The sequence below is a fragment of the Algibacter sp. L3A6 genome, assembly GCF_009796825.1.
Classification (GTDB): domain Bacteria; phylum Bacteroidota; class Bacteroidia; order Flavobacteriales; family Flavobacteriaceae; genus Algibacter.
The window spans coordinates 457,534-471,622 of record NZ_CP047030.1 but is presented as its reverse complement, the minus strand read 5'-3'; the positions used below and the strand labels follow the sequence as shown (position 1 = coordinate 471,622).

Below are 14,089 nucleotides of genomic sequence, written 5' to 3'. Positions count from 1 at the left end.
TATCAAGTTAATTAAAGCAAAAAAACATAAGTAAAAGTATTATTTGTTGTACCTATTGTTATACCTTTGTTTTGTTTTGCGCTCTATTGCGTTCTTATTAAATCAATACATTATGGCTTCTATTAAAGTAATATTAAGAATAAATAAAATTGACAAATCAGGAAAATCTCCCTTATACCTTAGGGTTATAAAAGACAGAAAGACAAAATTTATTTCTTTAAGTTTAAAAATAAGTGAAAACGAATGGGATAGTGATAAGCAAATAGTTAAGAAAAACCATAGTAATTCAACTCGCTTAAATAAGTATATATCACAAAAAATTGCTGATGCTCAGGGTCAAATTGCTGATTTAGAAACTAAAAATTTATCAGCATCAGCAAGAAGATTGAAAGAAGCTATAAAAGGGAAGCCAAATGTAAATTTCTTTGAGTATTCTTATGATAGATGCGAAAAACAAAAACACACGTTGGCTTTGTCAACCTATAACAACTATAAAAACTATCTAAAAAAGTTTGAAAACTATATAGGGAATAAAGACATAACTTTTGATGATATTACAGTCACTACTTTAAAAAACTATGCAGGATATTGCAGTACAACTTTAGGTAATAACAATACAACTATTAATTTTTCATTAAAGATTCTCGGTCTTATGTTCAAAGAGGCTCAAAGAGAAGATTTAGTGCCTTTGAGCCATTTTCCTTTTAGTAAGTTTAGTGTAAAAAAATCAAAGAGTACGAAACGATTTTTATCAGCTAAACAACTAGAGGCATTTATGAAATTAGATGTTTCAGGTAAATCAAAAGCAGAAGTTATAAAAGATATGTTTATTTTTTCAGTTTTTTCAGGAGGATTACGGTTTGGTGACATTATAGAATTGAAATGGGAAAATTATGACTCAAAAGAGCATAAAATTACTAAGGTAATTCGTAAAACAAATAGGCAGCATAGTGTAAGAATTGGAAAAGTAGCAATTGATATTTTAAAGAAATACAAAAAATCAAATTCCATAGATAGTGATATAATTTTTCCATTTACAAATATTGATAAAGAGTATTTTACTAATCGAGAACAACGCTCTAAAGTTGTTAGGAAAGCTATTGCTTTAAGCTGTATGCATTTAACAAAAATGGGTAAGCGCTTGGAGTTGCCTTTTTCTTTGACATTTCATATCAGTAGGCATACTTTCGCTACTAGAGCATTAAATAATGGAATGAGAATCGAACATGTTTCCAAACTAATGGATCATTCTGATATTGGAATAACCCAAGTTTATGCAAAGATTATAAGTAGCGAATTAGATAATGCCGTGGATAAGTACATTAATTAAAAAAATATGAGTAAAACAATTAACGAGGTAATAAAACCTATTTTAAAAAAGATTTCTTTAGAAGCCTTAAATAAGGCTGAGAATAGTATAAAAAATGAAATTGAAGAAAAAATAGAGCATTTAGAGTTTTATGAGAAATTAAAATTTGTTTCTTCCAAATATAAGCAAATTCGAAAATTGATTGATGACAGCGATCATCCATATTATGCTAGAAGTGTGGACATGGAATATTGGTTACTTAATCAGTTTTCTTCTCGGCTGGTTCTGTTTGGAGAAAAGGAATATAATGGGCTTCAAGAAGCTTTATATCTTGGATACTATAAACTAAAATTAGGTGAAATATTAGGTCGTATTGAAAGTCAGATCCCTGCTTATTCCTTTAATGATTTCATAAATGGAAATGTAGATAAACACTTTGATTTAGATTTACATTTATGTCAAATGGATGAAGAAGATAATGATAAGATTTTTGCATGGCAAACTGATAGTTTGATAAATATCGTTTCATATGAACTAGAGTTGTTAATGGTGAATTTTGAAAAGCATTGTTCTAAAGTTAATAATCGTATAGAATTCATAAACAAGGAAATTGCAATTTTAGAAATAGATTTGAACCCAACAATTAGTTCAGGTAAAGAAATAAAGAGGATTTTATCTCAACTTTCAATATTTAATAATATTAAACTTGACTGTTTTAATGATGAACACTTATTATTAAATTATCCGATTTTTTTTGATAAGAAATTGAACTATTCTAAATTGAGTCCATCTAATATAGGTGAAGTTTTAAAAAAAATAGCTAAAGACCCTAAAGTTCTATGCAGTAATGAGTTTACTGTTTTTTATACTCTTAAGGCTTTCTTAAAACAACTTAATATATTGGTGAATGAAGAACCAGAACCTTTTAATGGGGGAATTCCTTATTCCATACCTTTTAATTTAATAAAGGACTATCTTGATGAAGTAGAAACAGAATGCGAATCATTAAAGGATCAAATTCATAATTACGTTTATAATTCTCAAGTTGCTCGCAATGATATCCAGACAAACTTAAAAGAGAGGTTTGAAAAGTATATAACGCAATATTACGATATGAAAAACAAAGAGGTTTTTTCATTATTAGTAGAAGATAAAAGAGATTTTTTAATATCTGACTTTAAAATAAATATTTTATTAAATAGCAAAATTAAAAAGTATTTAAAGAATTTTAAAAAGGCCTATATTTTAAAAAATACAAGTTTGGTAATCATCAATGTTTACAACGATTATTTTAAAACCCGTTCGATTTATTCTATTGATAGTCGTGCAACTTATTTACAAGTAACGGATATAGTAAACAAATTGGTTATTGATAAAAAAATTGATTATGTTATAGATGTTTTTATGCGTAGGTTCTTAGGGGAATTTAATAATTATTGTTTGCCACTAGATTTTTTAAATTATACCCATTACAAAATGAATACTAGGTTGTTTAATATGGGAATTAATCTCTTCAGTGATGTTATGGAAGACGCCAAGCATGATAATAAATCTCATTACTTACATAGTAGATTAAAAGACTTGAAATATTATATGTTTAAGTTAAAAAACGAGATGGACGAAAATTGTGATTATAAGGAAGAAGCAGAGAAATATCCTAAATTATTTCAAGAACTATTATCAATTGAACTTGATTTCATTCAAAATACATCGCATTTAAAACCATTGCACATTCCTTCTAATTCAATAATACCTCTGTTGGGAGAAAATGAAGATTATAATTTTGAGAATTTTGTAAATAAAAATACACAGGATTATATTTTGAGACTTCTCGAAGACTTATGCATTACTGTCGGAGGTAAAAATACTTTAAGTGAAAGAAAAAAAGGGGCGATAAGAGGAGTTGTAGATGCGTTATTGCATGAAAAAGTAATACCATCTTTAGAATCTTTAACACTCCATCAAATTATAGGAGATAAAATTGACTTAAAAATTAAATCTAAACTAGATGTTTCAAATATATCAACAGATTTTAAAAAGAAAACTTTAGAGTATATAAAAAATACTCCGCTCAATTAATAAATATAGTTTTTTTAGGGGGTTATAAGGTCATATAAGGTTTTATCAGGTATGATAGTTTTGAGCTTGTTAGCCCTCTAGAATTCACTTAATCTTGCTGCATAATTTTAAAAAAATCAGCAAATGAGCGCAGTAATTTTAACAACAGAACAGTTTAAAGAATTAGTAAATCGTTTAGATTCCCTAAACAGTAAATTAGAAAAAAACTCTACAGAGGTCAAAGAAACCTTCCTCGACAATCAAGATTTCATTCAATTAATGAACATAAGCAAACGTACCGCTCAAACATGGAGAGACGAGGGTATTGTGTCATTTTCCCAAATAGGTAGTAAAATCTATTATAAAATGAAGGATGTTGAAGTTTTATTAAATAAAAACTACAACAAAGCATTTTCTAACAGAAAAAGAAACTAATCTAAAATTATAAAAGGTAATGGCTAGACTTATAAAAAACGAAGACTTTCATGAAGCGCATCTTATGGAACAAATAACAGCAATTGAAAATCATACTAATCTTATGAAAAATCAATATTGTTTTGATTCAAGAGCAAACGAGTATTTTAATTGGATATTAGATAAAATGAATAAAGTGAAGATCTTAACCTTTCAAGATCCAAGGTTTGATTGGCAGATCTTACAATACGATATAGATAATTTGTTTAAACGAGCTAACGGTTCGCTTAAAGGGTTTAATATTTTAATTGATCTTGATTCAAACTCCCCTTATGAAATGGGATATCTAAAGTATAATATTTCAGAATTAAAAAAATAGCCTATGTTATATATAAGAATAGGAACGGACTATTATAAAAAAGGGGAAGTGCCACTTCATAGTGGTGATACTATCAAAACTTTATTAAAATGGAGGAAAAGTGAAATAATTACTGATGAAGGAAAAGATTATTTAGATAAAATAAAGAAATATGATGGGTTTTGTTTAATCCCTTCTCATAATAAGTATGAGCAAATTATTAATAATTTTTATAATAAATATGAACCATTAGACCATAATATGCTTAAAGGTAGTTTTCCTTCAATAATAAATTTTCTCAAGCATATTTTTGGTGAGCAATATGAGTTAGGATTAGATTATCTAACAATATTGTGGAATTTCCCAACTCAAATCTTACCTATTTTATGTTTAGTTAGTGATGAGCGAAAAACAGGTAAAACCACATTTTTGAATTTTTTGAAATTGATTTTTCAAGGAAATATGACAATTAATAAAAATGAAGACTTTAGAAGTCGTTTTAATTCCGACTGGTCATCTAAGTTAATAATAGCTGTAGATGAAGTTTTATTGGATAAGAAGGAAGATAGTGAGCGTATTAAAAATTTATCGACATCACAAAGTAATAAAATGGAATCTAAGGGGGTAGATAAAGTAGAATCATATTTTTTCGGAAAGTTTATTTTATGCTCAAACAATGAGGACAGTTTTATACAAATTGATAGTAAAGAAATTAGATATTGGGTTCTTAAAATTCCTAAATTAAAAAATGATAATGAAGACCCTGATTTACTATTACTCTTAAAAAAAGAACTCCCTTATTTTATGTTTTATTTAAATATCAGAAAAATAAATACACCAAAAAAAACGAGAATGTGGTTTTGTAAAAATGATATTTATACAAACGCTTTGGGTAATTTAGTCAAAGGGAACAAATCATATTTACATAAAGAAATCGAAGAGATTTTAATAGATGATTTCATAAAGTTTGAACAAAGTATTTTAAAGTATTCTTTAGGAGATTTAAACGAAATATTGTCTAAAAATAATGTGAGATCATCTAATGCAAAGATCTCGGAGGTATTAAAGTCTCATTTTAAACTAGAAAGTAAAAATGGGAGCTATTCAAAGTGTATTCTTAACCTAAATGGTAAAGGAGAGTATATTGTTTCTCATACTCGTCATAAAGGCAGGTATTTTACTTTCGAAAAAGAAGACTTCATTTCATAGCTGTATATGAATTAATAGTTTCTGGTTTTAAATTAGCAAAAAAGGTACAACATCAATAAGCAGATGTTGTACCTTTTTCGTTAATCGCATATCTGGTTTCAAAAACGAATAATTAATGTTGAATTGTTGAATTTTTATGTAATTATTTGGTTTTGTGGCTTTTATAATGAAAAATTTATTCAACATATGTTCAACAATCTTTTTCGGAGTTTCATTTCGAATATTATTTTCTTATGTTTTTTTTGTGTTTGTTGTCATTTTGTTGACCTAAAGTTTCAGTGTAAGTTTATGGTTTATAAAGGTTTAATAGCGTTTGTCAACAATTCAACAAAATAGTTTGAAGCATTCTATTTATTTTTCTAATCTTTAATTATTTTTAATTCAAATTCCAGTAAAAACAGGTGGTTAACTATCAATAGTTTGAGGTTCGAGTTTATAAAATTATAGGAGGATATTATAATCCTATATAAACCACTTAGAATAAGTTTAACTATTCAAATTGACTTTCTATTAGGTAAAACATAAGGAGAATCATAGTTATTTAATGATGGTGTACCTTTAAAAACCTAAAAAAGTATAGAAAAGCCTCAAATATAAATAACAATACTTAATCGAATATTCAATTTACGAGTACAGGCAATCTCATTCGTTGTTACATATCACGTTTTATTTATTTAAAATTTGCTATTCGCTTTTACATTATAAACTATAAATATGATTAATTAATAGGTAACGGTAATACAAATAAATGAAAGATTTATGTATCTGGCTTTTAGTTGTTTATGGTTTTGATAAATGAAAACACCTTAAAAAACCTAAAAAAGACCTTAGAATAAACCTAAAAAAGGTTCTGAGGAAATGCTAAAAAAATCTAGAAAGACCTTAAAAAAACTTAAAAAACCTTATATTAATTAAACCTTAATTCATGTAATTTAAAATTAATATTGAAAGTTTTGTATGAATCATTTACCTTTTAGAAAGTGCTTATTATTAGTAATAGCATACCCATGTATTCTTTTTTCTCAAACACCTGCATACTATTCAGGTATTGATTTCTCAAGATCAAGCGAAAATTTAAAAACACAACTCACAGCGTTGATTACTAATACACATTCAGTCCTTCTACCATACACATCAAGCTCCCTAAATACTTGGGATGTTTTAGTGGAATCTGATTTGGAGAGCCAGTTTAGTGATGAAGTCCTGTTGATATATGGTTACGACAATACAGATTTATTAACTAGCAATGATTATTCTCGTAATAAAGATTTATCATGTCATTCATCATCATGTTTAGGCTTATGGAATCGTGAACATGTTTTCTCTAAATCATTAGCAGATCCTAGTTTAGTAGATTCTTATCCTAGTGCTGGTACTGATGTTCATAATTTGAGAGCTTGTGATAGTCAAATGAATAGTTCTAGAAATAATCGAATTTTTCAAGACGGCACAGGAAATTCTCACATAACCTCCTTAGGTAATTTTTTTCCAGGAAACGAATGGAAAGGTGATGTTGCACGTATCATTATGTACATGTTTACACGATACCCTGAACAATGTGAAGCAAAAAATATTGGTTTTGGTGATTTAGATGAGACCTCTACTATGCCTGCTGTTTTTTTAGCTTGGAATGCTCAAGATCCAGTTTCTCAATATGAAAGAGATAGAAATGAGTCTATTTACTCAGTTCAAGGTAATAGAAATCCGTATATCGACAATCCATATTTGGCAACATTAATTTGGGGAGGTGAATTAGCTGAGGATACATGGGGAACATTAGGTTTAAAAGGTGAATTGATGGAGTCTTTTGCAATATATCCCACATATACTAAAGATTATGTTTACATCGATCAAATCGGTAATTATAGCAAATATAATTTTGTAATTATTAATGCATTAGGTCAAAGGGTCATGTCTTCAAAATTGGAACATATGATTGATGTTTCCAGCCTTGATGCTGGTGTTTATATTATGAAAGTACAAGGGTGTAAGTCGGTTATCACACAAAGAATAATTAAATCTTAATTTTTCATGTTAATTCATGTAATCAAGGTGCAATATTCTATGGGTAAGGACTTCAATTAAAATGAATACGCAAATAAAAATTTCTATAACTTTGTAAAATGCAATTAAGACAATTATATAAAACTCCCAATTTAACTTTTTATAAAGCCGATGTTAGTACCTCAGTACAACTCCCTTTTGTTGTCGAAGGTATTAGTGCAGGTTTTCCATCCCCAGCAGATGATTTTTTAGATATAAACATAGATTTGAACAAGCATCTTATAAAAAATCCAAGCACTACTTTTTATGGAAAAGTAAAGGGCGATTCAATGATTGATGCTGGTATTCATAATGGAGATTTATTAATTATTGACAAAAGCTTAGAGCCTAAAAATAATAAGATTGCAGTTTGCTTTATAGACGGTGAATTTACAGTGAAAAGAATAAAAATAGAGAAAGATATCGTTTGGTTAATTGCGGAGAACGAACAATATAAGCCGATAAAAGTTACTAAAGATAATGATTTTGTAATCTGGGGAATTGTTATTAACGTAGTTAAATATCTTTAAATGTTTGCACTTGTAGATTGTAATAACTTTTACGCTTCTTGTGAGCGTGTTTTTAATCCTAATTTGAATGGTAAGCCCGTTGTAGTGTTGTCTAACAATGATGGTTGTGTAATAGCACGTTCAAATGAAGCAAAGGAATTAGGTATTCCTATGGGAGCACCTGCTTTCGAATACAAAACTACTTTTGATAAATTTAAGATTAACGTATTTTCATCTAACTACGCTTTGTATGGAGATATGAGTAGTCGTATTATGACTTTACTTTCAGGTTTTACACCAGAAATAGAAATATATAGCATTGATGAAGCTTTTTTGAAGTTCGAAGGGTTCAAATATCATAATCTATTGGATTTAGGGAGTCAAATGCGAGATCAAGTAACAAAAGGTACAGGTGTGCCTATAAGTATTGGTTTTGCTCCAACAAAAGCTTTATCTAAGGTTGCAAATAAAATAGCGAAGAAGTATGCAAGTCGAACTGAAAGTGTTTACGTTATAGATAGTGATGAAATTAGGATTAAGGCTTTAAAGTGGTTGCCAATTGAAGATGTCTGGGGGATAGGAAGAAAACATGCAAAACGATTAAAAGAAATTAGAATAAAAAATGCCTATCAGTTTACAGAGTTGTCAGATGATTGGGTACGTAAAAATATGTCTATTGTGGGGCTCAGGCTCAAGAAAGAATTAGAAGGCGTGCCAACTTTAGATTTAGAATCAGTTGTAGATAAAAAGATGATTGCAACTACAAGATCATTTGAAAGAATGCTTACGAGCTATAATGATGTTAAAGAGCGAACATCGACATTTGCTGTCTCCTGTGCCGAAAAATTAAGAAATCAAGGTTCTCATTGTAATGCAGTCATGGTTTTTTTGCATACCAATGGTTTTCGAAAAGATTTACCACAATATGGAAGAAATATCATTATTAAATCTCCTTTTCCTACTAATTCAAGTATTGATATTATAAAGCTCGTGAATACGGCTTTAGAAGGCATTTATCAAGAAGGTTATCACTACAAAAAAGCAGGAGTTGTTGTCATGGATTTAACACCAATAGATCAAAAACAACTAACATTGTTTAATTCTGAAAACACTAAACATGATCCCATAATGAGTGTTGTAGATAGATTGAACAAGTCTTACGGAAACAATAAGGTGAAATTTGCTTCGCAATCTATGGGGAGACAATGGAAAATGAAACAAGAACATTTATCTCCTAGATACTCTACGAATATTAATGAAATTATATCTATTAAAGCGTAATTCGTATCTTTAGAAGGCTAAAAATAACTTAATCATGTGTTTTCACACCTCACAAACTAAAAAAGTCTTAGAACTTGAAAATAGATATGATGTTTCTCTTTCCGATTCCTATGCCCGAGAAGCTTATGATATACCGAGATATCATTTAAATGGTTTTACTCATCCTCATATGCTTATCATTCCACAAGAAAAATCATCTGTATTAGCACATGCTTTATGGGGTATCGTTCCACAAAACAAGGATTCTGAAGAAATATCAGATTATTACAAAGAAGCTGTTAGATTTGGCGGAGGTTTAAATGCGCAATCAGAAAAACTACAGGAACATTTTATTTATAAAAAATCAGTAAAAAGTAGGAGATGTATAATTCCTGTTACGGGTTTTTTTGAGCCGCATGAATATGAAGGTAAAAAATATCCATATTTCATTAAGGATAAAAATGATGATGTGTTGTCATTAGCGGGTATTTATACAATAATAAATCAGGTTGTAACTTTTACTATACTAACTAAACCAGCATCACCATTGTTTTCGAAAATTCATAATAAGAAAAACAGACAACCAGTAATCTTGGATAAAGATTTTGAACAAAACTGGTTAAGAGCTGATTTGAACGAGGGGGGAATAAATGAGTTGATAAACCTGAATTATAATGAGAATGAATTAAAGGCATATACTGTAAGTCGAGATTTATTTAGCCCTTTAATTAATAGTGACTCACCTTCAATTATGGAAGAGGTAAAGTATGAAGGTGTTTCGATTAATTAGATGAGTTTCTTTTTATAATCATATTTTTCTTTTAAAGTATTGAGCTAAATTAAGTTAAGATTGTAATTTTTAGTCAACCTATTTCAGGAAAATTCAGTTTCTATATGCTGTACAACGTCTCCGTATATGAAACGTAGCGTGTAAAAAGACACTATCGTTTCGGATTATAAACGAGCCGAATTTTTATTTTTTCTATTTATCTTTAATTTTCTAAATATACAAAAATAAAAATTTGGCGGACTTAATAAATAAGCAAAAACCTCTCGGAAAGCCTGTTATAGCTATGTTTTATATACATTGTTGTGCATAGTGCTTTTCACGTTCAGCTTGGTTTTCAATGTTTGTTATTTAGTTCAAAAGTGAGCGTTGGCAAGACATACTCTTTTACAGTTTGGGTGAAGCGTGGATGATGCGACTGTGAATGTGTATGGCTTTGAGCGTTGGCGTTTCGCTTATCATATGTTCAAATTTGTACCAAATCTTTTTCCGCTCCCAAATTCAATCAATCCCATTTCATTTTCTGTAATCGTACTGCGTTTAAGATTGCCAACAATGCAACACCAACATCTGCAAAAACAGCTTCCCACATTGTTGCCAAACCACCTGCTCCTAAAATTAGAACAATCACTTTTACTCCGAATGCCAAACCAATGTTCTGCCAAACAATTTTTCGGGTGGAACGACCTATTTGTATCGCTCTGACGACTTTTGATGGTTGGTCGGTTTGAATAATAACATCTGCGGTTTCAATCGCAACATCGCTACCCAAACCACCCATCGCAATTCCAACATCGCTTGCGGCCAATACTGGCGCATCATTTATTCCGTCGCCAATAAAAGCGATTTTGTTTTCTGGATTCTTCTTTAAAATTTCAACTTCATTCAGTTTGTCTTCGGGCAATAATCCGCCTTTTGCTATTTCAATATTTAATTCGGAAGCTACTTTTTGAGTGATAGAATTCTTATCGCCAGAAAGCATCATTATATTTTTAATTCCTACTTTATGCAATGCAATAATGGTTTCTTTTGCATCCTCCTTTAATTCGTCTGCAATGACAACATAACCAGCAAACTTCTTATCGATTGCTACCAATACAATAGATTCTACTATGTTTTCGGTTTCATTAAGAACTTCGATATTATTAGCAGTCATTAAAGCTTTATTTCCAACTAAAACCGTTTTACCGTTTACAATCCCTTTCAAACCTTTTCCAGCAATTTCTGAAACTTCTTTAGCATCAAAATCTGCTCCTTCTGCTTTGTATTCCCAAATTGCTTTTGCTATTGGATGCGTGGATTGTTCCTCCAATGCCATCAAGTATTTCATAAATTCGGTTTCTTCCCAACCAATTGCTTTTACTTCCTTAATTTTGAAAACACCTTTGGTAACTGTTCCAGTTTTGTCCATTACCAATGTATTAATTTTGGTCATTGCATCGAGAAAAGAAGCTCCTTTAAATAAAATTCCATTCTTTGAAGCTGCTCCCAAGCCACCGAAATAACCCAACGGTATTGAGATAACTAATGCACAAGGACACGATATAACCAAAAATATCAAGGCACGATATAACCAATCTCTAAACACATAATCATCTACAAAAAAGTAGGGTATTAATGTTACTCCAATGGCTAAAAACACAACGATTGGTGTATAAATACGCGCAAATTTTCTAATAAACAATTCGGTTTTTGATTTCCGTGCGGTTGCATTTTGCACCATATCAAGAATTCTGGCAATCGAACTATCTTTAAATTCTTTAGTTGTTTCAATTTCAATTACACCATCCATATTAATACTACCAGCAAATACTTTTTCGCCTTTTGCAATAGTATCTGGTTTACTTTCGCCAGTTAATGCTGCTGTGTTGAACGAGCCTTTTGCTGACAATAACTTACCATCCAACGGTACTTTTTCGCCTACACGCACCTGTACTTTTTCGCCTATTTCAACAGTTTCAGGATTTACGGAAATATACTCGTTGTTTCGATACACCAAAGCTTCGTTCGGTCTTACATCGAGCAATGCTTTGATATTAGATTTCGCTCTGTTGACTGCTGCATTTTGAAACAATTCGCCAACTGCATAAAATAACATAACTGCAACACCCTCGGGATATTCGCCAATAATGAATGCGCCGATAGTAGCTATAGACATTAAAAAGAACTCTGTAAAAACATCGCCTTTTTTTATACTTTCCCAACCTTCTTTTACAACAGGAAATCCAACTGGTAAATAAGCGATGCTATACCAAATAATGCGAATCCAATCTTTAAAAAATGCAACATCAAAGTAATCTAAAGCAATACCAACAATAAGCATTATGAAGCTTACTATTGCTGGAATATATGCCTTAAAATTATTCGGTTTACTTCCGTGATTATGACCATCATCGTGACTGTGTTCTTTTTCAGAATTTGGATTTAGGTCTTTTAAATTAAGTTTTTTCTTTTTCATTTATATTCAATTATAGTGTAAAGATGCTTAAAAAATAAGTGCTATGGAAGTGCATTTATTGACCACTACATTTATCGCAAATACCTTTTACTACCAAATTTATATCTTCGGAAATAAACCCGTTTGGCACTTTAATCTGTGGGATTTTATGTTCTGTTAAACAAACGGTTTCATTGCAATTATTGCAATGGAAATGTAAATGTAAATCGGTTTCAATTTCGCAATTACAACCTTTTTCGCAAAGTGCATATTTGGTAATTCCTGTGCCATCATCTATTTGATGAACGATTGCTTTTTCTTCAAATGTCTTAACCGTTCTGTACAAAGTTGTTCTATCTGCTTTTTCAAAAGCGTTTTCAATATCGCTTAATGTTACCGCTACTTGCTTTTGTGCAAGAAACTTATAAATAAGTAATCGCATTGCCGTAACTCGTATATCTTTTGACTCTAATAATTGTTCTATTGTTTGCATAATTAATGTGCGTGTTCTGCTTCGCCCTTTTTCATTTCTGCAATTAGGTAGTACGCATTGTTATAAGCAAACTTTGTATTTGTTGCTATTTCTTCGGGAAATTGAATTGCTACCCAATCGCTATCTTTATCTCCCAAAATAACCTCAATTGGTTTAAAACTCCAATCCACATTTTCTTTTTCAACTGAAAACACATAAAATTTGTCGCCTTCTTTTACAATAGCACTTTCTGGTAATGCCATTGTTTTAGTGCTTTCTGTCTGTATTCTTCCTTGAATGTACATTCCTGGAATTAAATTTCCTTTTTTGTTTTCAATTTCTGCGTGAACGTGAACCGCTTTTGGGTTATCCTCAAAAGTTTTGCTTACGGAATATATTTCTGCACTCAATTCATCATCTTCAATAGATTGTATATTAAAGGTAACTTTTTGACCTTTTTTTACTTTGTAAACATCTTTTTCAAAAACCATTAAATCTGCGTGAACGTGATGCGTATCTACAATTTCAAAGAGTTCGGTTTGTGGTTCAACATATTGTCCTGTTTTCACTTCCACCTTTTGCACATAACCTTCAATGGGACTGCGTAATGCCACACGTTGCGCTATCGTACCATTTGCGACTGAATTTGAATTAATATTCAACAATTTTAACTGTGCTGCCATTCCATTAACCATAGCTTTTGATGCGTCATATTCTGCTTCTGCTTTTTGAAAATTTGCACCAGAGCCTACACCTGCATCATATAATTTTTGTTGTCGTTCATAGTTTTTCTTTAGAAAAGTGCTGTTGCTATACGCATTCAAATAATCGGTTTGCATTTGTATAATATTGGGATGTGAAAGGTATGCAACAACTTGACCTTTGTTTACTTTGTCGCCTTCAATCACTTCAATAGAAACAACATTTGCACCAACAACCGAAGTTATGGCAGCTTCATTTTGTGGTGGCACTTCCAAAGTTCCGTTTGCTTCTACATAGCCACTCATATTGCGTGAGGAAATGGTGTCAATTTTCATTTTTAAGGCTTCAAATTGTTGTGATGATAACATAACTTCTTCTCCTTCGTGATGTTCTTCTTTAGGATTAGTATTGGTTTCCTTGTCGTGCGCGTGTCCATCTTCTTCATTGTGGTTTTCTTTATTGCCACAAGAGGTTGCTGAAAATGAAAGTATTAAAACTGTCAATATGATATATAATGTGTTTTTCATAATC

At 30.5% G+C, this 14,089-nt stretch carries 12 protein-coding genes; 9 read left to right on the top strand and 3 right to left on the bottom strand.

The window, feature by feature from the left end:
- Nucleotides 1–112 precede the first annotated feature (112 nt).
- The 9 genes from GQR98_RS02005 to GQR98_RS01965 all read left to right on the top strand — a co-directional run bounded on the left by GQR98_RS02005 (nt 113) and on the right by GQR98_RS01965 (nt 9,950).
- The gene (locus GQR98_RS02005; RefSeq protein WP_159018059.1) at nt 113–1,330 is read left to right on the top strand and encodes a site-specific integrase; all 1,218 of its coding nucleotides are present in this window, start codon (nt 113–115) and stop codon (nt 1,328–1,330) included.
- A gap of 6 nt (nt 1,331–1,336) precedes the next feature.
- Nucleotides 1,337–3,388: a hypothetical protein gene (locus GQR98_RS02000; RefSeq protein WP_159018058.1), complete on the top strand. Its 2,052-nt coding sequence runs from the start codon at nt 1,337–1,339 to the stop codon at nt 3,386–3,388.
- A 123-nt stretch (nt 3,389–3,511) separates the two neighbouring features.
- On the top strand, nt 3,512–3,802 hold the full coding sequence (locus tag GQR98_RS01995) for a helix-turn-helix domain-containing protein (protein WP_159018057.1): 291 nt from the start codon (nt 3,512–3,514) through the stop codon (nt 3,800–3,802).
- A gap of 19 nt (nt 3,803–3,821) precedes the next feature.
- Nucleotides 3,822–4,160, top strand: a complete 339-nt coding sequence (locus GQR98_RS01990; protein WP_159018056.1) for a hypothetical protein — start codon at nt 3,822–3,824, stop codon at nt 4,158–4,160.
- 3 nt (nt 4,161–4,163) lie between these two features.
- Nucleotides 4,164–5,348, top strand: coding sequence for a primase-helicase family protein (locus tag GQR98_RS01985; RefSeq protein ID WP_159018055.1), 1,185 nt, complete (start codon nt 4,164–4,166; stop codon nt 5,346–5,348).
- 957 nt (nt 5,349–6,305) lie between these two features.
- Nucleotides 6,306–7,373 (top strand): endonuclease, encoded by a 1,068-nt coding sequence (locus GQR98_RS01980; RefSeq protein WP_159018054.1) that lies wholly within the window; start codon nt 6,306–6,308, stop codon nt 7,371–7,373.
- 98 nt (nt 7,374–7,471) lie between these two features.
- Nucleotides 7,472–7,921 carry a LexA family protein gene (locus GQR98_RS01975; RefSeq protein ID WP_159018053.1) on the top strand — a complete coding sequence of 150 codons (450 nt, stop codon included), beginning with the start codon at nt 7,472–7,474 and terminating at the stop codon, nt 7,919–7,921.
- Nucleotides 7,922–9,181: a Y-family DNA polymerase gene (locus GQR98_RS01970; RefSeq protein ID WP_159018052.1), complete on the top strand. Its 1,260-nt coding sequence runs from the start codon at nt 7,922–7,924 to the stop codon at nt 9,179–9,181. It abuts the gene before it with no gap.
- Nucleotides 9,182–9,215: 34 nt separating this feature from the next.
- On the top strand, nt 9,216–9,950 hold the full coding sequence (locus tag GQR98_RS01965) for an SOS response-associated peptidase (RefSeq protein ID WP_159018051.1): 735 nt from the start codon (nt 9,216–9,218) through the stop codon (nt 9,948–9,950).
- A gap of 502 nt (nt 9,951–10,452) precedes the next feature.
- Here the strand turns inward: GQR98_RS01965 and GQR98_RS01960 are convergent.
- Genes GQR98_RS01960 through GQR98_RS01950 form a run of 3 tightly spaced genes read right to left on the bottom strand, consistent with a single transcriptional unit; the run spans nt 10,453 to nt 14,085 of the window.
- Nucleotides 10,453–12,405, bottom strand: a complete 1,953-nt coding sequence (locus GQR98_RS01960; protein ID WP_159018050.1) for a heavy metal translocating P-type ATPase — start codon at nt 12,403–12,405, stop codon at nt 10,453–10,455.
- Between the two features lie 55 nt (nt 12,406–12,460).
- Nucleotides 12,461–12,877, bottom strand: a complete 417-nt coding sequence (locus tag GQR98_RS01955; RefSeq protein ID WP_117881269.1) for a Fur family transcriptional regulator — start codon at nt 12,875–12,877, stop codon at nt 12,461–12,463.
- 2 nt (nt 12,878–12,879) lie between these two features.
- Nucleotides 12,880–14,085, bottom strand: a complete 1,206-nt coding sequence (locus GQR98_RS01950) for an efflux RND transporter periplasmic adaptor subunit (RefSeq protein WP_159018049.1) — start codon at nt 14,083–14,085, stop codon at nt 12,880–12,882.
- Between the last annotated feature and the right edge of the window lie 4 nt (nt 14,086–14,089).